General features: G+C 70.7%; 24 protein-coding genes. 11 read left to right on the top strand and 13 right to left on the bottom strand.

Translation table 11 applies throughout. The features are described 5' to 3' along the window. Positions 1–9 precede the first annotated feature (9 nt). On the top strand, positions 10–819 hold the full coding sequence (locus tag ASG87_RS05650) for a hypothetical protein (RefSeq protein WP_162258320.1): 810 nt from the start codon (positions 10–12) through the stop codon (positions 817–819). Here the strand turns inward: ASG87_RS05650 and ASG87_RS05655 are convergent. The 6 genes from ASG87_RS05655 to ASG87_RS05680 all read right to left on the bottom strand — a co-directional run bounded on the left by ASG87_RS05655 (position 802) and on the right by ASG87_RS05680 (position 5,893). Next, entirely contained in the window at positions 802–1,515 is a 714-nt protein-coding gene (locus ASG87_RS05655; protein ID WP_056002132.1) for a LytTR family DNA-binding domain-containing protein, read from the bottom strand. The two genes, ASG87_RS05650 and ASG87_RS05655, sit on opposite strands and share 18 nt — an antisense overlap. After that, positions 1,493–2,572, bottom strand: coding sequence for a histidine kinase (locus ASG87_RS05660; RefSeq protein ID WP_056002135.1), 1,080 nt, complete (start codon positions 2,570–2,572; stop codon positions 1,493–1,495). Before ASG87_RS05660 ends, ASG87_RS05655 begins: the two co-directional genes overlap by 23 nt. A gap of 78 nt (positions 2,573–2,650) precedes the next feature. Further along, entirely contained in the window at positions 2,651–3,316 is a 666-nt protein-coding gene (locus tag ASG87_RS05665) for a dienelactone hydrolase family protein (protein ID WP_056002138.1), read from the bottom strand. A gap of 18 nt (positions 3,317–3,334) precedes the next feature. Beyond that, positions 3,335–4,090 carry an energy transducer TonB gene (locus tag ASG87_RS05670; protein ID WP_056002141.1) on the bottom strand — a complete coding sequence of 252 codons (756 nt, stop codon included), beginning with the start codon at positions 4,088–4,090 and terminating at the stop codon, positions 3,335–3,337. A 145-nt stretch (positions 4,091–4,235) separates the two neighbouring features. Further along, complete coding sequence (locus tag ASG87_RS05675; RefSeq protein WP_082582768.1) at positions 4,236–5,216, bottom strand: alpha/beta hydrolase; 981 nt, start codon at positions 5,214–5,216, stop codon at positions 4,236–4,238. Positions 5,217–5,251: 35 nt separating this feature from the next. Continuing rightward, complete coding sequence (locus tag ASG87_RS05680; RefSeq protein WP_056002145.1) at positions 5,252–5,893, bottom strand: cysteine hydrolase family protein; 642 nt, start codon at positions 5,891–5,893, stop codon at positions 5,252–5,254. Positions 5,894–6,020: 127 nt separating this feature from the next. Here ASG87_RS05680 and ASG87_RS05685 point away from each other — a divergent pair, with 127 nt between their 5' ends. Both ASG87_RS05685 and ASG87_RS19865 read left to right on the top strand, forming a co-directional pair. Beyond that, positions 6,021–6,974, top strand: coding sequence for a helix-turn-helix domain-containing protein (locus ASG87_RS05685; protein WP_056002148.1), 954 nt, complete (start codon positions 6,021–6,023; stop codon positions 6,972–6,974). Positions 6,975–7,286: 312 nt separating this feature from the next. Beyond that, positions 7,287–7,544 carry a glycoside hydrolase family protein gene (locus tag ASG87_RS19865; protein ID WP_162258321.1) on the top strand — a complete coding sequence of 86 codons (258 nt, stop codon included), beginning with the start codon at positions 7,287–7,289 and terminating at the stop codon, positions 7,542–7,544. Positions 7,545–7,734: 190 nt separating this feature from the next. Here the strand turns inward: ASG87_RS19865 and ASG87_RS19870 are convergent, their stop codons facing one another. Further along, entirely contained in the window at positions 7,735–7,944 is a 210-nt protein-coding gene (locus ASG87_RS19870; protein ID WP_157510896.1) for a hypothetical protein, read from the bottom strand. Positions 7,945–8,136: 192 nt separating this feature from the next. Next, complete coding sequence (locus ASG87_RS05695) at positions 8,137–10,263, bottom strand: prolyl oligopeptidase family serine peptidase (RefSeq protein WP_056002151.1); 2,127 nt, start codon at positions 10,261–10,263, stop codon at positions 8,137–8,139. Positions 10,264–10,419: 156 nt separating this feature from the next. On the opposite strand from ASG87_RS05695, the gene ASG87_RS05700 reads away from it, so the two are divergent. Together ASG87_RS05700 and ASG87_RS05705 are read left to right on the top strand one after the other, a co-directional pair. After that, a complete protein-coding gene (locus tag ASG87_RS05700; protein ID WP_056002154.1) occupies positions 10,420–12,861 on the top strand; it encodes a prolyl oligopeptidase family serine peptidase in 2,442 nt (813 codons plus the stop codon). Between the two features lie 419 nt (positions 12,862–13,280). After that, positions 13,281–13,763 carry a DUF4124 domain-containing protein gene (locus ASG87_RS05705; RefSeq protein WP_157510897.1) on the top strand — a complete coding sequence of 161 codons (483 nt, stop codon included), beginning with the start codon at positions 13,281–13,283 and terminating at the stop codon, positions 13,761–13,763. A 29-nt stretch (positions 13,764–13,792) separates the two neighbouring features. Here ASG87_RS05705 and ASG87_RS05710 read toward each other — a convergent pair whose 3' ends face one another. Then, the gene (locus ASG87_RS05710; RefSeq protein ID WP_056002159.1) at positions 13,793–14,650 is read right to left on the bottom strand and encodes a helix-turn-helix transcriptional regulator; all 858 of its coding nucleotides are present in this window, start codon (positions 14,648–14,650) and stop codon (positions 13,793–13,795) included. 231 nt (positions 14,651–14,881) lie between these two features. Here ASG87_RS05710 and ASG87_RS05715 point away from each other — a divergent pair, with 231 nt between their 5' ends. Continuing rightward, positions 14,882–15,160, top strand: a complete 279-nt coding sequence (locus ASG87_RS05715) for a hypothetical protein (RefSeq protein ID WP_056002162.1) — start codon at positions 14,882–14,884, stop codon at positions 15,158–15,160. Positions 15,161–15,351: 191 nt separating this feature from the next. On the opposite strand, the gene ASG87_RS05720 is transcribed toward ASG87_RS05715, so the two are convergent. Then, a complete protein-coding gene (locus tag ASG87_RS05720; protein WP_056002165.1) occupies positions 15,352–16,167 on the bottom strand; it encodes a helix-turn-helix transcriptional regulator in 816 nt (271 codons plus the stop codon). 274 nt (positions 16,168–16,441) lie between these two features. Between ASG87_RS05720 and ASG87_RS05725 the strand changes: the two genes are divergently transcribed. From ASG87_RS05725 to ASG87_RS05745, 5 genes are all read left to right on the top strand, one after another. Then, the gene (locus ASG87_RS05725) at positions 16,442–16,681 is read left to right on the top strand and encodes a hypothetical protein (RefSeq protein WP_056002168.1); all 240 of its coding nucleotides are present in this window, start codon (positions 16,442–16,444) and stop codon (positions 16,679–16,681) included. 161 nt (positions 16,682–16,842) lie between these two features. Next, positions 16,843–17,214 carry a MarR family transcriptional regulator gene (locus ASG87_RS05730; protein ID WP_200949004.1) on the top strand — a complete coding sequence of 124 codons (372 nt, stop codon included), beginning with the start codon at positions 16,843–16,845 and terminating at the stop codon, positions 17,212–17,214. 39 nt (positions 17,215–17,253) lie between these two features. Further along, positions 17,254–18,708, top strand: a complete 1,455-nt coding sequence (locus tag ASG87_RS05735; protein WP_056002176.1) for an efflux transporter outer membrane subunit — start codon at positions 17,254–17,256, stop codon at positions 18,706–18,708. Positions 18,709–18,718: 10 nt separating this feature from the next. After that, positions 18,719–19,924, top strand: a complete 1,206-nt coding sequence (locus ASG87_RS05740) for an efflux RND transporter periplasmic adaptor subunit (RefSeq protein WP_056002179.1) — start codon at positions 18,719–18,721, stop codon at positions 19,922–19,924. A 140-nt stretch (positions 19,925–20,064) separates the two neighbouring features. Continuing rightward, positions 20,065–21,585, top strand: a complete 1,521-nt coding sequence (locus ASG87_RS05745; protein WP_056002182.1) for a DHA2 family efflux MFS transporter permease subunit — start codon at positions 20,065–20,067, stop codon at positions 21,583–21,585. A 72-nt stretch (positions 21,586–21,657) separates the two neighbouring features. Here ASG87_RS05745 and ASG87_RS05750 read toward each other — a convergent pair whose 3' ends face one another. From ASG87_RS05750 to ASG87_RS05760, 3 genes are all read right to left on the bottom strand, one after another. After that, positions 21,658–22,194: an acyloxyacyl hydrolase gene (locus ASG87_RS05750; protein ID WP_056002185.1), complete on the bottom strand. Its 537-nt coding sequence runs from the start codon at positions 22,192–22,194 to the stop codon at positions 21,658–21,660. A gap of 250 nt (positions 22,195–22,444) precedes the next feature. Then, entirely contained in the window at positions 22,445–23,839 is a 1,395-nt protein-coding gene (locus tag ASG87_RS05755; protein ID WP_056002188.1) for an ATP-binding protein, read from the bottom strand. Continuing rightward, entirely contained in the window at positions 23,836–24,501 is a 666-nt protein-coding gene (locus ASG87_RS05760; RefSeq protein ID WP_056002191.1) for a response regulator, read from the bottom strand. Before ASG87_RS05760 ends, ASG87_RS05755 begins: the two co-directional genes overlap by 4 nt. Positions 24,502–24,953 lie beyond the last annotated feature (452 nt).

The raw sequence follows: 24,953 nt of genomic DNA on the forward strand, positions 1-24,953 counted from the left end.
CTGGGCCGCATGGACAAGGCCTGCGGCGGGCGAGGCAGGCCGGTATTGTCGCGTAATTGGCCTGGCCGCGCAGGCGGCGGCGCGCAGCATATCGTCGCAGCGCGCTATGCTGGAACGCGGGTAGGCATCGGAGGCTTGCGCATGAAGACCGGCATGGCGGCATGGGTCGCCTTCCTCGTCCTGCTGGCGGGCGCCGCCAGCGCGGCAACTCCCGGCGGCGCATCGCTGCCGCGGCTCTTGCCCGACGGCAAGCCCTACCGCGATGCGGACGTGTCCGCGCGAGGCCTGCCTGAGGCGGCGCAGCCTGGCCGGCATGCCCTGCGCGGCGTGTTTCCCCAGTTGTCGCCGGTGCGCCGGCTCACCGACGAAGGCTGGCTGGCGGCGGCGACGCACCGGGAAAGCGCGGCGCGGATCAATTTCGGCCGCGCCCTGCGCATCCAGCCGAACGACCGGCGACTGCTGTGGGCGTACGGCTGGGCCCTGCTCAACCTGGAGCGGCCGGCGCAGGCGATGGCGGCCTTCCGGCGCAACCTGGCGCTGCGTCCGGACCGCCGCCCCGCGTGGCAGCCGATGGCGATGGCGTTGACCTACACCGCCGCCGGCGACCGCGAGGCGGCGCTCGCCTGGTATCGCGCCGCCGCGTCCAGCGATCCGCTGCGCTGGGGTTCCGACGCGGCGGCGCTTCGCACCACGCTGTACTGGACATCGCGCGAGCGAGCCCTGGTGCGCCAATTGATCGACACGGCCGCGCGGGCCGATGCGCCGTCGCGGTCTCCGCTCGCGGCCGCTTCAGCGCGAGCGTCAGCTCATCCGCAATAGCCGGCGCAGCGCCGGCAGGTTGCGCCGGCTGACCTCGGGGCTGAGCCCGGTGCCGGCGAGCTGGGCCAGTACGCGGCCGTCGGCGAGGGTCTTCAGGCCGAGCAGGCGCGGCGCGGGCACCAGGCAGTTGCGGTGCAGGCGCACCAGTTGCTGCGGGTACGCCTCTTCCAGTTGGCGCAGCGATTCCTCGATCAGCAGTTCGCCGCGCGCATGGTGCGCCACCACGTATTTCTCGTCGGCGAGCAGGCAGCTCACCTCGGCAAGCGCCAGGCGCACCGGCTCGCCGCGCAGGCGGCCGTGCAGGAAGACGCCCGCCTCCGGCGGCGCGGCGGCGAGCCGCTGGCGCGCGCGCCGCAAGGCATCGCGCAGGCGCTCGGCACGCACCGGCTTGAGCAGGTAATCGACCGCGCCCAGCTCGAAGGCGTGCAGCGCGTGGTTCTCGTAGGCGGTGCAGAACACCACCTGCGGCCGCGCGCGGCCGGCCAGGCGGGCCGCCAGCGCGGTGCCGTCGAGGCCGGGCATGTTGATGTCCAGCAGCAGCAGGTCCGGCTGCCGGGTGCCGATCAGTTCCAGCGCGGCCTCGCCGTCGCCCACGCTGCCGCAGACCTCGACCGCGCCGTCGTCGCCGCATTCGCCGAGCAGGGCGGCGAGGCGCGCGCGCGCCAGCGGTTCGTCATCGACGATCAGTACGCGCATTGCGGCCCTCCCCCGGCGCATCTTCCAGCGGCAATTGCAGGCGCACGACGAAGCGCCCGTCCTGCGGTCCGGCATGCACCTGCGCGCGCGAACCATAGCGGAACTGCACGCGCTGGCGCACGTTGTCGAGGCCGTGCCCGTTGCCTGCGGCGGCGGGCGTCGGGGGCAGCGGATTGTCGATCTCGATCGCCAGCCCGTGCGGCTCGCGGTGGCCGCGCAGCACGATCTCGCCGCCCTCGCGCAGCGGCTGGATGCCGTGGCGCACGGCGTTCTCCACCAGCGGCTGCAGCAGCAGGCGCGGCAGCGGGTAGTCCGGCGGCAGCGCATCCAGTTCGCGTTGCACGCGCAGCCGCTCGCCCAGCCGCAGCTGCTCGATCGCGAGGTAGCGTTCGACCAGCGCCAGCTCCTCGCTCAGGGTGCCGTCGCGGCTGCCGTGCTGGCCGAGCGCGGCGCGGAACAGCTCGGACAGGTCCTCGACGGTGCGCTCGGCCGCGGCCGGGTCCACCCGCACCAGCGCCGCCACCGTGTTCATGCTGTTGAACAGGAAGTGCGGGCGGATGCGCGCCTGCAACGCGTCCAACTGCGCGTGCGCTACCGCCGCCATGCGCGCCTGCCACTGCGCCAGCACGTAGAAGTAGCGCAGCATCGCCGCGCCGAGCAGGGCCGCGATCAACGCGTTGTCGCGCATGAAGGACGGCGTGGTGCCGCGGATCAGTTGCAGTTGCAGCGCACTGTCCAGCCAGCCGGCGACGGCGCTGGCCAGCACCACGATCAGCACCATCAGCAGCCACACCCCGGCATACGGCAGCCGGCGCGGTAGCCGTTGCAGCAGCGGCGCCGACTTGCACAGCGCCACCGCCAGCAGCAGGGCGAGCCAGGCGACGAACGACATGCCCACGGTGAAGCCGCGCCAGCCGCGGCTGCTTTCCGGCGCCAGCCACATCACGGTCACGGTCAGCGCGCCGACCACGAACAGCGCGAACAGCACCGGCAGGCTGCAGAAATCCGGCAGCGGGCTGCGTTCGATCGTCGGGCGCTGGCGGGCGGCGTCGGGCATCGGCGCAGTATGCCGCAAGCGCGGCGCCGTCCCGGGCGATGGGGTGCGGGCGATGGAATGGGCGCTCCGGCGGGCCAGTCAGCCGGCCAGCCGCGCGCCCATCCAGTCGCGCAGGTCGGCCACCTCGTCCGCGCACACCGAGTGCGGCATCGGATAGCTGTGCCAGTCGATCCGGTAGCCAAGCGCCTGCAGCGCCTCGCGCGAGGCGTTGCCGAGCGCGAACGGCACGATCGGATCCTGCGTGCCGTGGCCCCAGAAGATCGGCGTGGCGGCGTTCGCCGCACTGCGCTCGGCGGCCAGCGCGTCGGCCAGGGGCAGGTAGGTGGACAGTGCGACGATCCCGGCCAGCGTATGCGCGTGGCGCAGCCCGGCCGACAGCGCGATCGCGCCACCCTGCGAAAAGCCGGCCAGCACGATCCGCCCGCTCGGCACGCCACGCTCGTGCTCGCGCGCGATCAGCGCCTCCACCTGGGCGACCGAGGCGCGGATGCCGTCGGCGTCCTGCTTGTCGGCGATCGCCACGCCCTTGATGTCGTACCACGCGCGCATCGGCATGCCGCCGTTCACCGTCACCGGGCGCACCGGCGCATGCGGGAACACGAAGCGCAGCGCCGGCCAGTCCTTCGCCACCAGTTCCGGCACGATCGGCGCGAAGTCGTTGCCGTCGGCGCCCAGGCCGTGCAGCCAGATCACGCTGTGCCGGGGGTTGGGGGCGGTTTCGTGTTCGACGGTGGGCAGGATCATGGGGTACTCGGCAAGTTTCTAAAGAGCGCTGGAGACGGTGAGGACGGCGTCGGGCTTGAGCGGGCTGTCCAGTGCCACCTCCTGATTGGACGGTAGCGGGATGCCGGACTCGCTTTCCGTCATGGCTTCCTGGCGGGCGGCTTCGCGCAGGAGGCTGATCTGCTTTGCGGTGAAGTCGGCTTGATTCAAATAGAAGTTCACCGGGATACGTACCTGGGTCGCCATCGGCTTGCCATCGACCTGCTCGGGTATGCCATGCCAGTGCTTGGCGGCGACGAGTACGGCGGTCTTGAACGAAGGGCGCACGGGCCATTCCTCGAACTTGCTGCGTACCTGCATAACGGCAAGGCGGCCGTCCGGCTGCACGGAGGCGTCGAGCATAAGGAGGGCGGCTTCACGTGCATGCTCGGCATCTGCCGGATACTTCAATCCGAAGTTGCTTATCAGCTTGGGACCGTTTCCGATGAAGCTGACGAGCAGGCGGTAATGACCCTTGGCATCCGGAGTGGCCCTCAGCTTGGCGTAGATGAAGGTATGCGCCGGTACCGGCCGGCCATCGAGGATGGCCGGCATGAAGTGCCACTGCTTCACCGCGCTTGTCAGCAGGCCGGTGAACGCGGCAGGCACGCCGTCGTCGAACTGCACCGCACCGACGTGGCCCTGGGGGTCCACGTCGGCGCCGATGACATAGGTTTCCTCGCGTGTTTCCGCGGCCCGCGCCGACATGGCGGCGGCCAGCGCCAGCGCGGCGGCGCACAGCATGATGATTTTCATCGCATCCCCCTTCCGTGATTCGCGGGCGGGCCCGCTCCGTGTCCGCGGGCATCATGCCTTACGGGCCGGAAGGCGAACAGGGTGGTGCCCGGTTGCCGGGCGCGCAGAAAGCGCGCCGGCGTCGTATTCGGCGCGACGAGGCCGCTCAATCCCGCTCGTGCACCTCACTGCCGTCCGCCGAACCGAACATCGCCACGATCTCGCGCGCCGCGTCGGCGGCGTGTTCCTGCAGCAGGAAGTGGCCGGCGTCGTAGACCACCAGGCGCGCACCGGGGACGTCGCGCTTGAGCGCGCGGGCGCCTTCGACGGTGAACAGCGGATCGCCCTTGCCCCAGAGGATCAGTGTCTTCGGCTGGCGTTGCTTCAGCCATGCCTGCCATTCCGGATAGCTGGCCGGGTTGCTGCGGTAGTCGTAGAGCAGGTCGAGCTGGATCGCGTCCTGGCCGGGGCGCGCCATCCGTGCGGCGTCCAGCGTCCAGGCGTCGGGGTCGAGCGCGGATGCATCGTGCGTGCCCGTCACGTACTGCCAGCGGATGCCTTCGGGCGAGAAGGCGAAGCGCTGCTCCTGTTCGGTCTGCGGCGTGCGATGGGTCCAGTAGCGTTGCATCTGCGCCTTCACCTGCGGCGCGAAGCCTTCCAGGTAGGCGTTGGCGTTCTGCACCACGATGCCATCGATCCGCTGTGGCTGCGCCAGCGCGAGGCGGAAGCCGACCGGGCCGCCGAAATCCTGCATGTAGAGGATGGCGTGCTTTACGCCCAGCCGGTCGAGGAAGCCGCGCATGGTCTGCGCCAAGTGGTCGAAGGTATAGGCGTACTGCGCAGGCGGCAGTGCGTCGGAGTGTCCGTAGCCCGGATAGTCCGGCGCCAGCACGCGGAAGTGCGGCGCCAGCAGCGGGATCAGCTCGCGGTACATCGCCGAGGAAGTGGGGAAGCCGTGCAGCAGGAGGATGGCCGGCGCCTCCTGCCGGCCCGCCTCGCGGTAGAACACGTCCACGCCATCGACCCGGACGGTGCGGTGATGCACCGCCGCATCGCCGGATGCGGCATGGGCGGGACCGGCGAGCGTGCCGGCGGCGAGGCCGCCGGCCAGGACGCTGCCAGCCAGGGCCAGGGAAGGCAGGGACATGGCGGTGCTCCGTTCGCCCTGGGATCGAGCCGCGATCAGGCCGCGCGCGCGGCGGCCAGCGCGCGCTCGTGCGAGGCGTGGATGGTGTCGCGCTCCGGCACGGTGCCGGCGGCGAGGTGGGCGATCCATTCGGCGGTGGTCGTCACCGCGGCGAAGCGCGACTGCTCGACCACGCTGAACACGCGGTGGATCTCCTCGGCGCTGGCGGCGCCGGCGCGGTTGGCGTAAGGCACGCTGCCGGAGGCGTCCATCAGGAACTCCACCTGCAGGCCCGCGTCGAAGGCGTGCTTGATGGTGGTGTCGTTGCAGTTGTGCGTCATGTAGCCGGCCACCGCCAGCGTGTCGATGCCGTGCGCCGCCAGCCAGTCGCCCAGGGCGGTGCCGGCGAAGGCGCTGGGCAGATGCTTCTGCACGAGGTGCTGGCGCGGCCGGCCGGCGACCACGGCATGGAGCTGCCAGCCGTGCGAGCCCTCGGCGAACAGCGGCGAATCGGCCGGCGCCATCTGCTGCACCACGATCACCGGGATGCCGGCAGCCTGGGCGGCATCCATCGCCTCACCGATGCGGCGCAGCGAGTCGGCGACCGGCGGGTATTCGATGCGCAGGCCGCCGGTTTCGTATTCGTTCTGCACGTCGATCACGATGAGCGCGCGGCGCGGGGCGGGGAGCTGGGTCATGGCGGCATTCCTCTCGGTCGGGAAGTTCGGTGGGGAGATGATCCCGCCGGCGCCTTTCCGTCGTGAGTGGCCCGGATGCCATATTTGGTTAGAATCGGGCCAACCCGTTCCATGGCGGAGCATGCAGATGACGACCGCGCGCGTGGCCATCGTGGCCTTCGACCGGATCAGCCCGTTCCACCTTTCCGTGCCGTGCGCGGTGTTCGGCGAGGCCGCCGGGGCGGCCGCGGCGCCGTTCGAGGTGCGCGTATGCGCGGCCGAGCCGGGCGAACTGCGCAGCCTTGCCGGCTTCGGCATCGCCGCCCGCCACGGCCTGCGCGAGCTGGCGCGGGCGGACATCGTGGTGGTGCCGTCGTGGCGCGACCCGCAGGAGGTTCCGCCGGCGTCGCTGCTGGCCGCATTGCGGCGCGCGCACCGGCGCGGCGCGCTGCTCGTCGGCCTGTGCCTGGGCGCGTACGTGCTGGCCGAGGCCGGCCTGCTCGACGGCCGCCGCGCCACCACCCACTGGCGCTGGGCCGAGCGTTTCGCGCAGCGTTATCCGGCGGTCCAGGTCGATTCCAACGTGCTGTACGTGGACGGCGGCGACGTGCTCACCTCGGCCGGCACCGCCGCCGGCATCGACTGCTGCCTGCACGTGGTGCGCCGGCGCCTCGGCGCGGAAACGGCGAACCGCATCGCGCGCATCCTGGTGGTGCCGCCGCACCGCCAGGGCAGCCAAGCGCAGTACATCGAGCAGCCGGTGGCTGAGGGCGCGGACGAAGGGCCGCTGGCGAAGACGCTGGACTGGGCCGCGCGCCATCTCGCCGCGCCGCACAGCCTCGACTCGCTGGCCGCGCGCGCGGCGATGAGCCGGCGCAGCTTCACCCGCCATTTCCGCCAGCGCACCGGCACCACGGTGGGCCAGTGGCTGCTCGGCCAGCGCCTGGCGCTGGCGCAGCGCCTGCTGGAGACCACCGACCAGCCGATCGAGCGGATCGCCGAGCGCGCAGGCTTCGGCTCGGCGCTGTCGATGCGCCAGCATTTCAGCGCCATGCTCAACACCACGCCGTCGATGCACCGCCGCGAGTTCCGCGGCGGTTGAACACGATACTCGGCGTGGCGGTGCGATGGCGGCAGCACAGTGGGTCGTTGCATGAAGCGCCCCCGGACGCGCCATATCGGGATGCGGTCCATATTTCGCGCGTGCAACGCGAGCTAGATTCATCGCGCTACTGTGGGTGACGCAAGGATGACCATGGCGAACGAAGGAATGACGATGAGTGCGCAGGGGCGAACAGCCCTGACTCGTTCGGAAGCGGAGCGCAGGACTCATTACAACGATCAGGGAAACAACTGCACGTTCGGTGCCGGGACCCTGGTCCATCATGGACCTTGTACCGCTGCGTAAATGGCCATGCCCGTCACCGACCGGATGGTCCAGCAAAGCCTGTCCAGCGGCATCGCTGCCGCGGAGCGGCAGGTCAGATCGTCGGTGCGCGACCGGCAACTTACGCAGGAACAGTTCGATGCCGCCGTTTCGTTCGTCTACAACACGGGACGGACCGATGCCCTGCAACCGGCCAATGCCGGCCGCATGGCCGAGGTTGCGCAGCAGATGCACCAGTATGTGTATGCCTGCCAGTACGACCGGCGGGGTCGGCGCATTCCCTGATCGTGCAGAGTGAGCAATGGCCTGGTCAACCGTCGTAACCGCGAGCCGGCTCCATTCACGGGGCAGAATCCATGAAGCGCCCCCTGTTCGCTGCGCTCGTCATGGTCGCCACGAGCGCCTGTGCTGCAAAAAGCGCGGGAGTGGCGCCCGCGGATTTCTACGGGACCTGGAAGATCGCCCGGATCAATGCCTATGGCGTCGTCACGCAGAGCGAGGCGCGTATGAATGCGCTTCTCGGAAAATCGCTGGTGCTCGCCGCCGACAAGGTGATCCTGGCGGACGAGCCGCCATGCCGCCCGCCCGGAACCGTTTCGGTGGAAGAGGTCGACACTTCGTCGGAAGTGCCTGCAAAGGCTGCCGGATCGCCCGCCGCGGCCGGATTGCCGGCCAGGGCGCCCATGCTCTACACGGGCTGCCTGTCGGTCTTCATGGTTGGTGACCATCTGGTCTTTGGGGCGCGTGGTACACGGCCGAACGCATCGCGCGGAAACCTTGATGGCCTGAACGCCGGCCCGGTTGTGGGCCGGCCCGATTTTGGACCAGACAGGCCGGCCATGTGCGTGGCCGGCCTGCCGGCGTCGAGTCGAGGTGCTCAGGGTGCGGCCGCGTCCAGTCCCAGCTCGTGCGCGAAGAAGGTGAGCGTGATCGCGGCGTCGCTCACGCGCTGGCTGAACGGGGCGCCGATGCCGTGGCCGGCGTCCATCCGGGTCAGCAGCAGCACGGGCTGGCCGGAGGTGGTGGCGTTCTGCAGGGCGGCGGCGAACTTGCGCGACTGCCACGGCGACACGCGCGAGTCGTTGACGCCGGTGGTCAGCAGCACGGCCGGGTACGCGGTCTTCGGCTTCACGTTCTGCAGCGGCGAGTAGATCAGCGTGGCCTGCAACTGGGCCGGGTCGGCGATGGTGCCGTACTCGTTGACGTTGTACTTGCCGTTGGCCGACTCGGTCTCGTGCCGCAGCATGTCGTAGATGCCGACCTTGGCGACCACCGCGCGGTAGTCCTCCGGGTGCTGCACCAGCGAGGCGCCCATCAGCAGGCCACCGTTGCTGCCGCCGAGGATGCCGAGTCTGGCGGGGCGGGTCCAATGGGTGTCGAACAGCGCGTGCGCGGCGGCGCGGAAATCGTTGAACACGTTCTGCTTGAGCAGCTTCTGGCCCTGCGCGTGCCATTCCTGGCCGAACTCGTTGCCGCCGCGCAGGCTGGCGAAGGCGAGCACGCCGCCGCGCTCCAGCCAGGCCAGGTTGGCGCCGATGAAGCTGGGCGCCAGCGGGAGGTCGAAGCCGCCGTAGCCGTACAGGATGGTCGGGTGGTTGCCGTCCGGGCGGGTGCCGTCGCGCATCAGCAGGGTGACCGGGATGCGCGTGCCGTCCTTGGAGGTGCCCTCGATGCGGCGCACGCTGATCTTGTCGTAGTCGGCCGGCGGCTTGACCTCGAACACCGTGCGCACGGCGCCGCTGTCGCCGTCGTATTCCACCCAGCGGGTGGGCGTGGTCCAGCCGTGGTAGCTGACCAGCGCCTTGGCCTGGCCGGATTCGGAGGCGATGCTGCCGATCGCGATGCCGCGCGGCGGCAGCGGCAGCCGGCGCACCAGCGCCGCCTTGGCGTCGTACTGCTCGGCCCACCAGTCGGGGCCGCTGCTGCGCACCACGATGAAACCGTCGCCCAGCGGCGCGACCTGCTGGATCGCGCCGGCGCGCTCGGCCAGCAGCGGCGTGCTGCGACCGTTCGCATCGATCGCCACGAGGCGGCCGCGTGGCGCGTCTTCGAACACCGCCACCACCAGCCGCTGGCCGACCCAGGCGGCGGTGCGCGCGTTGGCGTCGCGGCCCAGCACGCGGCGGTAGCGGCCGTTGCGCTCGCGCACGAACACCTCGGCGGCGTCGCCGTCGCCGACGTGGGCGAGGATCGCGCTGCGCGCGCTGGCCGGCGCGTTCACCAGCACGTACTCGGCCACCGGCGAGTAGCCCTTGCCGAAGACCGTGGCGTCCTTGTCGGCCGGTTCGCCCACGACGTGGTGCACCAGCGTGGCGTCGAACGGCCGGAACGGCTGGCCGTCCGCGGGCGGCGCGAAGCGCACGTAGCCGAAGCCCTTTTCGTCGGCATCCCAGGCCACGCCCTGTGCCGAGGTGCCGCCGCCCGCCCACGGCAGGCGGTCGTCGAGCGTGGCGCCGCTGAGCACGTCCAGCACGTGCAGGGTGGTCAGCTCGCTGCCGCCCTCGGCGGTGCCGTAGACGAGGTAGCGGCCGCTGGGCGAGGGCCAGTAGCCGGTGATCGCGCCCCCGGCGTCGCCCTGGTTGAGGTCGACCACCGGCTTCGCCTTGCCGTCCGGCCAGGCCTGCGCCATCAGCACCGGCTGCGCCTGCGGCGGCGTGTATTGCATGTAGAACAGCATGCCGCCGGCGAGCAGCGGGCCGGAGCGGGTGGGCGTGCCGATCGCCAGTTGCTGCACGCGCGCGTTCAGCGCCTTGCCTTCGGGCATCGCGGCCAGCACCGCCTCGGTGTAGCGGTTCTGCGCGGCGATCCATGCCTGCACCGCCGGGTCGTCGGGGTTCTCCAGCCAGCGGTACGGGTCGTTCACCACGATGCCCTGCAGCGTGTCGCTGGCCGGATGCTGCGGCGTGGGCGGCGGCGCGGCCGGCGCCGCGTCGTCGGCGATGGCATGGATGGCGAAGCCGGCGCAGAGCGCGGCGGCGAGCAGGCGTCGGGTGATCGGAAGCATGGACGTCTCGGGCAGCGGTACGGAAGCGCCACGCGGCGGGCCGCAGGGCGATCCCCGAGGGTAGCCGGCCGCGCCGCGGAGTGGAACCGGACCGGTGGCGGTTGCGGCGCGGCCGCGCTTCGCTATGCTCGGGCGCTTTCGACTGCGGAGCGTCCCATGCGCCGAATGTTCCTGGCCGGCCTCGCCGCCTTCACCGTGCTGCCCGCGGCGGCGGCCATGCCCGCCGGTACCGGCCTCGACCTGGAAACGGTCATGGCCAATCCCGACTGGATCGGCCAGGCGGTGGAGTCGCCGTACTGGAGCGTCGACGGCCGCAACCTGTACTACTCGGTGAAGCGCGACGGCAGCAAGGTGCGCGACCTGTACCGCGTCGACCCGGCCAGCGGCCAGGGCGCGAAGCTCGATCCGGCCGCGGTCGCGCAGGCCGACGGCCCGGCGGTGTTCGACCGCGCGCACCGGCACGCGGCGTTCGTGCGCCACGGCGACGTGTTCGTGCGCGACCTGTCCAGCGGCCGCACCGTGCAGGTGACCCGCACCGCGGTGGAGGAGTCCGCGCCGCGCTTCTCCGCCGACGGCCGCGCCTTGCAATACCGCGCCGGCAACGACTGGTTCCGCTACGACCTCGCCAGCGGGGCCGGCGGCGCCGTCGCGGAGCTGAAGTTCGCCGACGATCCGCAGGCGAAGAAATCCGATGCCCTGCGCGACGACCAGTTGCGCCTGTTCGGCACGCTGCGCCAGATCGAGGCGGACAAGGCCGCCCGGCGCAGCAACGACGAGGCGCTGGCCGCCGCCGATCCGGGTCGCGCGCCGCGGCCGTTCTGGCTGGGCGACAAGATCAGCCTGGTCGGCAGCGAGCTGTCGCCGGACGGCCGCTGGCTGCTGCTGGTGACCCAGCCGAAGGACGCCGAGCCGGGCAAGGCGCCCCAGCTCACCCACTACGTCACCGACTCCGGCTATGCCGAGCAGGAGGAGACGCGCGTCTACGTCGGCCGCAACGATCCGGCGCCGCAGTCGCTGCTGCTGCTCGACCTGGCCGCGCACGCGAGCTACCCGCTGGCCACCGACAGCCTGCCCGGGATCAAGGACGACCCGCTCGCGGCGATCCGCGCGAAGACCGTCGCGGCGCTGGAGAAGGCCGGCAAGAACGACCGCGCCAAGGCGCTGAAGGCGCCGGACGTGCGCGCCGTGCGCATCGTGTCGGACGCCGACGACGGCGGTGGCGGCGGCATCGTGTGGAGCGACGACGGCGGCAACGTCGCCATCCAGTTGCGCGCGATCGACAACAAGGACCGCTGGATCGCCAGCGTCGATTTCGCCAGGCACGCGCTGGTCAACCAGCACCGCCTGCACGACGACGCCTGGATCAACTGGAACTTCAACGATTTCGGCTGGCTCGGCGACAACCGCACGCTGTGGTATCTCAGCGAGGAAACCGGCTACTCGCAGCTCTACCGCAAGCCGCTCGGCGGCAAGGCGCAGGCGCTGACCAGCGGCAGGTTCGAGGTCAGCCATCCGGTGCTGAGCGAGGACGGCCAGTGGTTCTACCTGCGCGCCAACCGGGTCGCGCCGTACAGCTACGACGTCTACCGCGTGCCCAGCGGCGGCGGCGAGCTGGCCCGCGTCACGCAGTACCAGGGCATGGACGACTTCGCGCTGTCGCCGGACGGCAGCCGGCTCGCGGTGCTGCATTCCTCGCCCTACGTGCTGCCGCAGTTGGCGGTGCAGCCGGCCGCGGGCGGCACGCCGCGTGAGCTGACCGACACCATGAAGCCCGCGTTCGCCGCGCGCGACTGGATCGCGCCGAAGCTGGTCGAGGTGAAGTCCAGCCACGGCGCCGGCACGATCTGGGCGAAGTACTACGGCCCGGCCGGCGAAGCCGATGCGCCGGCCTCGCGCCCGGCGGTGATCTTCGTGCACGGCGCCGGCTACCTGCAGAACGTCACGCTGTCGTGGTCCAACTACTTCCGCGAGCAGATGTTCCACAACCTGCTGGTGCAGCAGGGCTACGTGGTGCTCGACATGGACTATCGCGCCTCCGAGGGCTACGGCCGCGGCTGGCGCACCGCGATCTACCGCCGCATGGGCCACCCGGAGCTGGAGGACCTGCTCGACGGCAAGGCCTGGCTGGTGAAGAACCACGGCGTCGATCCGAAGCGGGTGGGCATCTACGGGGGCAGCTACGGCGGCTTCATGACCGAGATGGCGCTGCTGCGCGCGCCGGGCGAGTTCGCCGCCGGTTCCGCGCTGCGCCCGGTGAGCGACTGGACGCTGTACAACCACGAGTACACCGCCAACATCCTCAACGACCCGCAGCTCGATCCGGACGCCTATGCGGCCAGCTCGCCGATCGAGTACGCCGACCAGTTGCGCGACCCGCTGCTGATCCAGCACGGCCTGATCGACGACAACGTGCTGGCGCAGGACTCGATCCGGCTGTACCAGCGCTTCATCGAGCTGCACAAGAAGAACTTCTGGATCTCGCTGTACCCGATGGAGCGCCACGGCTTCGTGCATCCCGACTCGTGGCACGACGAGTACCGCCGCATCGACGAGCTGTTCGAAACCTATGTGAAGCCGGTGAGGACGGGCGCGCCGTAAGAGCCCCTTCAAGATTCCCGGGCACCTCCGATTGCAACGTCATCCCGGCGAAAGCCGGGATCCAGCGCCTCTGCTTTTTTGAGGCATCAAGTCGCTGGATTCCCGCTTTCGCGGGAATGACGGGCTTGCGTGCGACTCGGGATCCCCGATTCGGCGGATGGGTTGGAACGGGCTTAAAGTTCCGAGCCGGCAACGCCCTGCCGGCCATCGCTGATGACTCAATCCGCCGTCGCCTTCAAAATCCCCAAGCATCTCTCATCGAAGCGCCATCCCTGCGAAAGCAGGGATCCAGTGCCTCTGCTTTTTTGAAGCACCCAGTCGCTGGATTCCTGCTTGACCAGCCCTGCGGCTGTTGAAAGCCGCAGGAATGACGGGCCTGCAACATCGAGCCGGGCGCATTGACCGGGAGTTGCCAAGGAATGAACGGACGTCATGGATGGACGCTGGCCCTTGCCAGCCCGGCGTTGATGCCGGCCGCGCGGGCGGGTGGCATCTACAAATGCGTGGTGAAGGACGCGACGGTCTACCAGGACCAGCCATGCCCGGGCGGCAAGCCCGACGCGGGCCGCCTGACCGGTGCCGGCTGCGGGACGGCGGGAATGGCCGCGGTGCCGGGCGATCCGCGCGGCCTGCTCGACGGCCTGCGCAGGCTGTCCGAGCAGTACCGCACGCTGCAGGCGCAGCAGGATCGGGAGTTGGCGCAGCTCCGGCTGCGTTTCGCCGGCCAACCGGATTCGCCGGCGCAGCGCAGCGGGGTCGAACGCTTCAGGCAGGGCTGGCAAGAACGCTTCGCCGAGAACGACCGGCAGGAGCGGGCCATGCGCGATCGCCTGAGGACGCTGTGCCCGGGCGGCGCTTCCAGCGGCGGCGGGCATTACCGGTGCGACTCGGGCGACAGGTAGCCTGCCGCGCGGGGTCGGTGCCGTGGATTTCAGGCGGACGTCGTCTGCCGCGACGACGCCAGCTTCGCCGCCATCCGCGAGAAGCTTTCCGCGGTCTCGGCGTTCGCCGGCACGAACAGGAACGCCGTGGCGCCTTCGCAGTGGCCCTGGCGGATCGGCAGGCGCATCGAGTGGACGAGCAGGTCGCCGAATTCGGGATGGAAGATCGGCGCGGTGACGCCGGTGAGCGGCGCGGTATGCCGGCGCTGCCACAGTTCGACGAAGGCCGGGCTGGCCGCGCCGAGCGCCTCGATCAGCCGGTCGAAGCGCGGCTCCTCCGGATGCGCCGCATGGTTCATGCGGAAGATCCCCAGCAGGTTCAGCGCGCCCTCCTCGAAATCCGGGTACAGCCGCTGCCGCGCCGGGTTCAAGAAGGCGTTCCACAGGTGGTTGCGGGCGAACGGTCCGGTGCCGGCATCGAAGTCGTACAGGCGGTCCGCCATGCGGTTGTAGGCGAGCACGTCGAAGACCGGATCGAGCACGAACGCCGGCGCCTGGTAGAGGTCGAGCATGCCCTGCGTCTGCATCGGCAGCTCGAAGCCGGCCACCGGCACCTCCGGCCGCGGCAGGCCGGCCAGCGAGAACAGGTAGGCCTCGTCGGTGGGCGTGAGCGACAGCGCGCCGGCGATGCGTGCCAGCGCCGCGGCCGACACGTTGATCGCGCGCCCCTGTTCGAGCCAGGTGTACCAGGTGACGCCGACGTCGGCGAGGCGGGCGACTTCCTCGCGGCGCAGGCCGGGGGTGAGACGGCGGATGCCGCGCGGCAGCCCGGCGGCCTCGGGGCTGAGCGCCGCGCGCCGCGCGCGCAGGAAGGCCTTCAACTCGGAGCGTTGCTGGGAGTTCGTCATGGCGACCGGCGTGGTAGTGGGGGTACCAGCAGTGGGGACTGCCTATCCATGCTAGCCGTTGTGATCTAGTGTCGGCAGTCCCCAAGCTCAAGATCGCGTGCAATGCGCGGTCGATTCCGTCGGCAGGACCAGCCCGTCAACGCAGAACGGAGCCTCGCTCCGCCGCCCGGCACTTCGCGCCGCGGGTACACCCGACGTTCCCCAGCAGCACACCCCGGACAGGAGATCGATATGCCGTCGCTACCCTCCAACCCAGCCGCGGGCTCGGATGCCCTCACCGAGTTCGTGGTGCACGCCCAGCTCATGCTCGATCCGGCCACGCCCGAGCCGATGCGGCGCCAGGCCGAGCCGCGCCTGCTGTCGCTGCTGCCGACGCTGCAGGCGCTGGGCGTGTTCGAGCTGTTCGCGATCCGCGATCCCGCCCTGCAGGCGCTGGTGCGGGACGAACTCGCGACGGCGCTGGCGCCCCGCGGCTGCCCCGGCGCGGCCGTCGCGCAGGTGGAGTCCTGAGGATCGCCCCGCGTTCCGGACCCGTGCCATCGCCCGCGGCGGTGGCCGGGTCCGCGGGCCGTCGTCCGCTCGCGGATGGACGTCCATTCCGTGCGAACCGAAGCCGCCGCGGCGCTTTCCCGCATGGGCGAGCCCCCGCCGCGGCAGGCCGGGAAAGCGTGGACCGTTTCCCGGCACGGATGGGGTGCCGCTCAGGTGGCGGCCGGCTTCAGCGCGAAATAGCGTCCGGGCGATTGGCCGAAGCAGCGCCGGAACATCGCCACGAAGGCGCTGACGCTGGCATAGCCGAGCGCATCGGCGACGCTGGCGACCGCCTGGCCCTCGGCCAGCAGCTCCAGCGCGCGGCTCAACCGCGCCTGCTGGCGCCATTGCGCGAAGCTCAGCGCGGTCTCGGCGCGGAACAGTCGGCTCAGGCTGCGCGCGGACAGGCCGGCCCAGGTCGCCCAGTCGTCGAGGCTGCGGTTGTCCTGCGGCTGCTCCAGCACCGCCTGGGCGATCCGCATCAGGCGGCGGTCGAGCGGCATCGGCAGGTGCAGGGGTTCGTGCGGGGCGCGGCGTATCTCGTCCAGCAGCACCGCCATCACCCGCTCCTGCTCGTCGTCCAGTTCGTCGTGCCAGGCCCACCAGCTGGCGCGGCGCACCAGCGCGCGCATCAGCTCGTTGATGCCGATCACGCACGGGTGCTCGGGCAGGCCATGGTCGATGGACGGGGTGATGAAGACGCCCCAGCCGCTCATATCGCCGCTGATGCTGACCGTGTGCAGCTCGCCCGGCGGCATCCAGCCGGCGCGGTGCGGCGGCAGCAGCCACGAGCCGTGTTCCGTATGCACGTGGACCAGCCCGCTCTCGATGCAGAAGAACTGCCCGCGCAGGTGGCGGTGCCAGTCGTAGGCCTGCGTGCCCTCGCCGTACTCGCTGGTGGCCTCGACCTCGAGCCAGTAGGCGATCAACGCGGGGCCGTCGGCGCGTTCGATCAGCGCGTGGACCTGCTGCTTGGCCGTGTTCATGGCTGTTTCTCGATATTTTTTGACTAAATAACGATAACAAACTCATTTCGTCCCTGCCTATGCTCTAAGGCACCCGGCCAGGACATGGCACGGGCATCGCCGCCGCTGCCGCCGCCCGCGGCCCACCAGACGTCCCCCGTTGCCAGCCGGAGCCGCATGGGCGGCCCCGGCGCGGTCGGTCGGCCGGGATCGCCCGCCGCGGTCACGCGGGGGCCGCCCGGCGCGTCCTTTCCAGGAGTGAGCCGAGATGTTTCAACCGAACCCGGAATACCCCATGTCCGCGATCAAGCCGTTGCCGATGAAGTCCAAGGCGTCCGCCTCGCCGCTGGAGACCTTCGTGGCCTGCGCCCACCAGATGCTCGACCCGATGACCCCCGAAGCGGTGCGCCGCGCCACCGAGCCGCGCCTGCTGGCGCAGTTGCCGGCCCTGCGCGCGCTGGGCGTGTTCGAGCTGTTCGAGCTGCGCGACCCGGCGATGCGCGCCTGGCTGGCCGACGAGCTGGCTGCGCATTGATACGCGGTGATTTTGCCGGGGCAAATGCTGCACAACATATATTTGCCTTGACAATTATTAGCAAGGCAATAGAATGCGCGGCCATGAATCCCCCCGATGCCAACCCCCAGGAGAGCCTCGGCGTGCTGCTCGGCCTGGTCCGCTCCGAGATCGTCCGCGCGATGGAGGCCGAGCTGGCCGTGCTGGGCGTCGACCTGCGCTTCAACCAGTTCCTGATCCTCAAGCGGCTGGCCAAGCTGGGGCCGATGTCGGCCAGCGAGCTGGCGCGCGCGGTGGAGCTGGACGGCGGCGCGATGACGCGCCAGCTCGACCAGCTCGAGCGCAAGGGCTACCTGCGCCGCTGCCCGCATGAGCAGGACCGCCGCGCGCTACGCATCGAGCTGACCGCCGACGGCGAGGCGCTGTGGCGGCGGATGACCGATTGCAACGAACGCGTGCTGGCCGCGGCCCAGCGCTCGCTCAGCGAGACCGAGCGCGAGCGCCTGCACGATTACCTGACGCGGGTGCTGCACGGCCTGCGCGACAAGAACTGATTCCCCTATCACCCGACTGGCATTCCTGGACCCCCACCCATGCGTCTGCAAACCCTTGCGGCGACGACCGCCCTGACCCTCGCGCTCGCCGGCTGCGCCAGCAGCGGCGGCCTGCACCCGGACGGCACGCTCACCGACCCGGCCTCGCTGAAGGCCGGGCGCAGCCTTGCCGGCTTCGCCGTCAGCCCGGCCGCGTGGCCGGCGCGCGACTGGTGGAGCGGGCTCGGCGACGCGCAACTGGCGGCGCTGATCGACGAGGCGCTGCAGGACAATCCCAGCCTCGCCGCCGCCGATGCGCGCGCCCGCGCGGCGCAGGCCGCGGCCGGCGTCGCCGATGCGGCGCGCGGCCCCACCGTGAACGGCGGTGCCTCGGTCGCCGGCGCCCGGCCGCCGGGCGCGTTCGGCGAGATGGCGCATTTCGCGGTGGCCAAGTACGGCTACGCCAGCTTCAACTGGGGCCTGGACCTGTGGGGCGGCAAGCGCGCCGCATGGGAAGCCGCGCTGGGCCAGGCGCGCGCCGCCGACATCGAGGCGCGCGCCGCGCGGGTCGAATTGTCCGGCAACGTGGCGCGCGGCTACGTGCAGCTCGGTTATGCCTATGCCCAGCAGGACGTGGCGAAGGCCGAACTGGAGCGCGCCGGCAAGGCGCGCGAGCTGACCCGCCAGCGCGTGGCCGCCGGCCTCGACAGCCAGTTGCAGCTAAAGCAGGTCGACGCCGAGGTGGCCAGCGCCGAGCGCGAGCAGGCGCTGGCGGACCGCGCGATCGACGCGGCGCGGTCGGCGCTGTCGGTGCTGCTGGGCAAGGGCCCGGACCGCGGCCTGGACATCGCGCGGCCGCAGCCGCTCGCCCCGGCGGCCCTCGCGGTGCCGGCGGAACTGCCGGTGGAACTGCTCGGCCACCGCGCCGACCTGGTCGCCGCGCGCTGGCGCGTCGAGGCCGCCGGCAAGGACATCAAGGTCGCCAAGACCGAGTTCCTGCCGAACGTGAGCCTCGGCGCGATGGCCGGCCTGCTCAGCATGGGCGGCGGCAACCTGTTCGAGGCTTCGTCGCGGTTCTACCAGGTCGGCCCTTCGCTGAGCCTGCCGATCTTCGACGGCGGCCGCCTGCGCGCGAACCTCGCCGGCAAGGACGCGCAGTACGACCTGGCCGTGGCGCAGTACAACGAGACCCTGGTGGGCGCGCTCAACCAGGTCGCCGACGACTACGCCGCGCAGCAGTCGCTGGCCGCGCAGATCGCCGCCCAGCAGCGTGCGCTCGACGCCGCGCGCGCGGCGTGGCGGCTGGCCGAGCAGCGCTACAAGGGCGGCGTCGGCAGCTACCTGGAGGCGCTCAGCGTGCGCCAGCAGTTGCTGCAGGCCGAACAGGCCATGGCCGCCCTGCAGGCGCAGCAGGTCGACCTTTCCGTGCAACTGATCCAGGCCCTCGGCGGCGGCTTCGTGCCGCAGTCCGGCGACGCGGTTCCCTCTTCCACCCCTTCTTCTTCGCATTCCTGAGGCAGACCCCATGTCCAGCCAGTCCCTTCCCCAACAGAGCGCCGCGGCCGAGCCGGCGGCGCAGCCGCCCAAGAGCAAGCGCGGCTTTCTGCTGCGCGCGCTCGTCGTGGTGGTGGTGCTCGCCGCCATCGGCTGGGCGCTGTGGTATTTCCTCGACGGCCGCTGGTACGAGAGCACCGACGACGCCTACGTCTCCGGCAACGTGGTGCAGGTCACCCCGCAGGTGCCCGGCACGGTGGTGACGATCGGCGCCGACGACGGCGACCTGGTGCATGCCGGCGACGTGCTGGTGAAGCTCGATTCCAGCAACACCGAGGTGGCGCTGGCCGAAGCCAAGGCCGGCCTGGCCAGCACCGTGCGCAAGGTGCGCGGCCTGTACAGCAACGTCAGCGGCGCGCAGGCCGACGTGGCCGCGCGGCAGGTGGCGGTGGACAAGGCGCGTGCGGACTTCGAGCGCCGCCGCGACCTGGCCCGTTCCGGTGCGATCTCCGCCGAGGAGCTGGCGCATGCGCGCGACGCGCTGACCACGGCCGAGAGCGGCCTGGTCAACGCGCAGCAGTCGTACCAGACCAGCAAGGTGCTGGTGGACGACACCGTGGTCGCCTCGCACCCGGACGTGCAGACGGCCGCCGCCAAGCTGCGCGCGGCGTACCTCGACAACCTGCGCACCACCATCGTGGCGCCGGTGGACGGCTACGTCGCCAAGCGCTCGGTGCAGCTCGGCCAGCGCATCGCGCCGGGTGCGGCGCTGATGGCGGTGGTGCCGCTGCACCAGGTGTGGATCGACGCCAACTTCAAGGAAACCCAGCTCACCCACATGCGCATCGGCCAGCCGGTGGAGATCCGCACCGACGTGTACGGCAGCGCGGTCACCTACAAGGGCAAGGTGCAGAGCCTGGGCGTGGGCACCGGCAGCGCGTTCTCGCTGCTGCCGGCGCAGAACGCCACCGGCAACTGGATCAAGATCGTGCAGCGCGTGCCGGTGCGCGTGGTGTTCACCGAGCCCAAGCAGCTCGACGAGCATCCGCTGCGGATCGGCCTGTCCACCGACGTGGTGGTCGGCCTGCACGACCAGAAGGGCGCGCTGCTGGCGCAGCAGCCGCCGACCCAGCCGGCCTTCAGCACCGACGTCTACCAGAAGCAGCTGGCGAAGGCCGACGGCGTGATCGAGCAGATCATCCACGCCAACATGGCCGGCGGCGACAAGGCCCGTTGATTGCGCGGCAGCGCCATACCGCACGCGGGAGCGGCTCCGGCCGCGACGCCCGAACGCTCCGGGGCAAGGCGGCCGCGGCTCAAGCCGCCTTCCCGGAGATCCACGCACGCAGTGCGCCCCCGCCCCACTGACAGATCGCGATGACCACCCAATTCCGTCCGCCCAACATGGTCCTGTCCACGGTCGGCCTGTCGCTGGCGACCTTCATGCAGGTGCTGGACACCACCATCGCCAACGTGTCGCTGCCGACCATCGCCGGCAACCTCGGCGTGAGCGTGAACCAGAGCACCTGGGTGATCACCTCGTTCGCGGTGAGCATGGCGATCTCGCTGCCGCTCACCGGCTTCCTCACCCGCCGCTTTGGCGAGGTGAAGATGTTCATCTGGTCGACCCTGCTGTTCTCGCTGGCCTCGTTCCTGTGCGGCATCGCGCAGAGCATGCCGATGCTGATCCTGTTCCGCGCGATCCAGGGCGCGGTGGCCGGCCCGATGTACCCGGTCACCCAGGCGCTGCTGATCTCGATCTACCCGCCGGCCAAGCGCGGCATGGCGCTGGCGCTGCTGGCGATGGTCACGGTGGTGGCGCCGATCGCCGGCCCGATCCTGGGCGGCTGGATCACCGACAACTACTCGTGGCCGTGGATATTCTTCATCAACGTGCCGATCGGCATCTTCGCCAGCATGGTGATCGGCAACCAGATGAAGGGGCGCAACGACGTCACCCAGCGCCCGAAGATCGACTACGTCGGCCTGATCACCCTGATCGTCGGCGTGGGCGCGCTGCAGATCGTGCTGGACAAGGGCAACGACGAGGACTGGTTCAGCTCCACCTTCATCGTGGTCACGGCGATCGTCTCGGCGATCAGCCTGGCGGTGTTCCTGATCTGGGAGCTGACCGACAAGGACCCGATCGTCGACCTGAAGCTGCTGCGCCACCACAACTTCCGCATGGGCACGATCGCGCTGGTGCTGGCGTACGCGGCATTCTTCGCGATCGGCCTGCTGGTGCCGCAGTGGCTGCAGCGCAACCTCGGCTACACCTCCACCTGGGCGGGCTTCGCCGCCGCGCCGCTGGGCATCCTGCCGGTGCTGCTGACCTTCGTGGTGGGCAAATACGCCACACGGGTGGACCTGCGGCTGCTGGCGTCGGCCGCGTTCCTGGTGATGGGCATCACCTGCTTCCTGCGCTCGGACTTCTTCCTCGACATCGACTTCGCCTCGGTGGCGCTGGTGCAGTTGCTGCAGGGCCTGGGCGTGGCGCTGTTCTTCATGCCGGTGACGACGATCCTGCTGTCCGACCTGCAGCCGAACGAGATCGCCGCCGGCGGCGGCCTGGCGACCTTCCTGCGCACGCTGGGCGCCAGCTTCTCCGCCTCGCTCACCACCTTCATGTGGGAGCGCCGCGCGGTGGTCCACCATGCCCAGTTGACCGAGCACATCACGCCGTACGACCCGTCGGTGCAGGCGGCGATGAGCCATCTGGGCGACGCGCAGACCGCGCCCGCCGTGCTGAACCAGATGATCACCCAGCAGGGCTTCCAGATCTCGTTCAACGAGGTGTTCCACGTGCTGGGATGGATCTTCATGGGACTGATCCTGGTGGTCTGGCTGGCGCGCCCGCCGTTCACCGCCAAGGCCGGGCCGGCCGCCGGCGGGCACTGAACCATCGCCGCCCGCGCAAACGACGACGGCCCCTCGCGGGGCCGTCGTCGTTTTGCAGCCCCGGAGGGCGCGTCAGAGGTCGAAGCCAATGCCGACCAGGGCCATCGTCTCGCCGCCGTTGGGCTTGTGCAGGCCGCCGTTGGAGATGTGCCGCAACTGGAAGCTGACGTGGCGCCCCTGCCAGCCCAGGGTGCTGACGAACTGGTAGCCGCTGCTCAGCGCGCGGGTGCGGCCGTCGATCGCCGCGCCCTGGAAGCTGAAGAACAGCGGCCGGTACCAGTCGCCCTGGTCGCCGTAGTGGAAACGGGCGCCGGCGGCGAACAGGGCGATCCGGTCATCCAGGCCGTAGCGCTTGCCGCGGTAGCGGTCCACGTCGCGGCCGTCGATCCAGCCGAGCGAGAGGTCCGGCGACCAGTCGAAGCGGCTGTCGCCGATCCGGTGCGGCGCGAACACCGCCTCGACGAACGCGGCGTTGGCGCCGTGGTCTTCCGTGTAGCTGCGGCCGCCCTGCACCTCCACATGGACGGTCTCGGCGGCCTGGGCGGAGAGGGCGGCGCCACCGAGGGCAAGAGCAAAAACGGTGCTGCGGAACAACATCGATGTGGGCATGGGAACCTTGGGGGAGGCTGTTTTTGTACCGCTCAGTTTACTAAATTGGCATCGTCGGGAGGTGAAATTCCACAGCCGCGCAGGTGAACGCCGTGTCGCCCACGAGTGGCGAATCGGGACGGAATCCGGCTCTTCGCCGGAGCCGTGGCGAGGTGGTTCGCCGGGTCGCGATGTCCGCCGTTTCGGGCCGGCGCGGCGATGCGGCATCGCGCCCTGCGTGGCCGATGCCGGGTATTCAAGAAAGAGGCGGTCAGGGCGGCAGCGGGATCGCGACGCGCACGTGCAGGCCGTGGCCGAAAGGTGAGTCGAGCAGTTCGATCGAGGCGCCGTGCAGTTCGGCCGCGCGCTGCACGATCGACAGCCCCAGCCCATAGCCCTCGCCGCGGCTGCTGGCCTCGCGGTGGAAGCGCGCGAATACGCGTGCGCGCCGTTCCGGCGGGATGCCGGGACCGTCGTCGATCACGTCGAGCAGCGCCTCGTGCGTGCCTCTCCCGACCGACAACTGCACCTGCCCGCCGGCCGGCACGTGGCGCAGCGCGTTCTCGACCAGGTTGCGCAGCAGGGCCGCCAGCGCGGCCTCGTAGCCGTGCACGACCAGGCGTTCGGGCAGGGCCGAAACGCTCAGCTCCACGCCGCTCTCGGAGATCACCGGCACCAGTTCCTCGATGACGTCCAGGGCGACCGCGACGAGATCGACCGGCGCGCGCTGGCCGGAGGCCGATCCCGACTCCAGTCGCGCCAATGCCAGCAACTGCTCGATCCGCCGCGCCAGGCCGGCCAGCCCGTACTGCGCGCCGGCCAGGATGCCGTTCGCCTCAGCCGGGTCGCGGATGGCCATGGCGTTTTCCAGATTGATCATGGCCGACGCCAGCGGAGTGCGCAGCTCGTGCGCCACGTCGGCGCTGAAGCGGCGCTCGCGCTCCAGCGCATCCTCCAGCCGCGCCAGTTGCGCGTTGAGCGCGTCCAGCACCGGCCGCAGTTCCAGCGGCGCGTTGGCGAGCACGATCGGCTCGCGGCTGCCAAGCTCGCGCGCGGACAGCACCTGCGCCAGGCGTTCCAGCGGCCGCAGCCCGCGCTTCACCGCCCAGCCCACCAGGACGGCAAGGAGCGGCAGGCCGACCAGGAGCGGCAGGCCGTGTTCGAACCACAGCGCGCGGGTGATCTCGTGGCGGCTGTCGTAGCGTTCCGCGGAGCGGATGGTGAAGCCGCTGGCGGCGTCGACCAGGGTGAACAGGCGCCAGCGGTAGCGGCCCTGCCGCACGTCGCGGAAGCCGGCGTCGCCGGCAGCGGGCGCCGGCAGCGCGGCGAGGTTGGCGGTGGCCAGCACCGGCCGGCCGTCGCGGTCGAAGACCTGGAAGCCCACCTCGGATTCGTAGGTGTGCCCTCCCACCGCGAGCGGCTGCGCATGGCTGGCGCCGACCGGCACCTGCATGCTGCCGGCGTCGCCGCCGCGCAATGCCTCGAGCCGGGCGGGCCGGATCAGCACCTCCAGCGTGCGTGCCGCCTGCGCCAGCCGCCCGTCCGACAGCTCGTCGACCTCTTCCACCGTGTGCAGGAAGCTCAGCACGCCCAGCGGCAGCAGGACCGCCGCCAGCACGACGATGATCAGCCAGCGCAGCCGGGCGCGCAGGCTCGCCGGCCTCACTTCGGTTCCCGCGGGATCATGTAGCCGAAGCCGCGCACGGTCTGGATGGTGTCGAAGCTGAGCTTGCGGCGCAGCGCGTGCACCAGCACCTCCAGCGCGCTGCTGCCGACCGCGTTGTCCAGCCCGTACAGGGAGTTCTCCAGGCTCTCGCGGCGCACCAGCCGCCCCGCGCGCTCCATCAGGATCTGCAACAGCGAGAACTCGCGCCGGGTCAGCTCGACCGGCTGGCCGCGGAAGGCCACTTCCGAGGTGCCCAGGTCGAGGCTGAGCGCGCCCGCCTCGATGCGGTTCGCCGCCAGGCCCTGCGCGCGCCGGGTGAGGGAGCGGATCCGCGCCGCCAGTTCCTCCAGGTGAAATGGCTTGATGAGGTAGTCGTCGGCGCCCGCGTCCAGGCCGCGCACGCGCGCGTCCAGGCCGTCGCGCGCGGTCATCACGATCACCGGTGTGCCGACGCGCATGCGGCGCGCCTCGGTCAGCACGTCCAGGCCGTCCTTGCCGGGCAGGCCCAGGTCGAGCAGCACCAGGTCGGCGGTCTGGTCCTGCAGCGCGGCCAGCGCCTCGCGGCCGTCGCGCAGCCAGCTCACCGTGTAGGCGAGCCGTTCCAGCGCGCGCTGGATGGCGATGCCGAGCTGCGGATCGTCTTCCACCAGGATGATGTGCACGGGAATTCCTCGGGGCCGGGCCATGCCGGCCGGCGCGGCCTGCGGGATTATCCCTGGCCAGTCTTACGAAGGGCTTAAGAGCCCGTTCCCGCTCGTCAGGTATCGCATGTGAAACGCCATCCCAGCGACTTTGAGCGGTCGCAGGGCCGGTCAAGCCGGAGGCGCTTCTCGACAGACCAAGGACTGCGCATCCAGTGTCGTCGAGCTTTCGAAGAAACAGTCGCTGGATTCCTGCTTGACCGGCCCTGCGGCTGTCGAAAGCCGCAGGAATGGCGAACAGCATGGAACGTCATCCCAGCGATAGCTGGGATCCAGTGTCGTTGAGCATGGAGCATCAAGTCGCTGGATGCGCAGCCCTTGGGCTGTCGAAAAGCACCTCTGCAGGAATGACGAGAGAGGGCGGTTGGACCGACCGTGAACGGGCCCGGGCTCCTCCTGTCGGGGCATCGTAA

It is taken from the genome of Frateuria sp. Soil773, from assembly GCF_001428405.1.
In the GTDB taxonomy this organism is placed as follows: domain Bacteria; phylum Pseudomonadota; class Gammaproteobacteria; order Xanthomonadales; family Rhodanobacteraceae; genus LMSL01.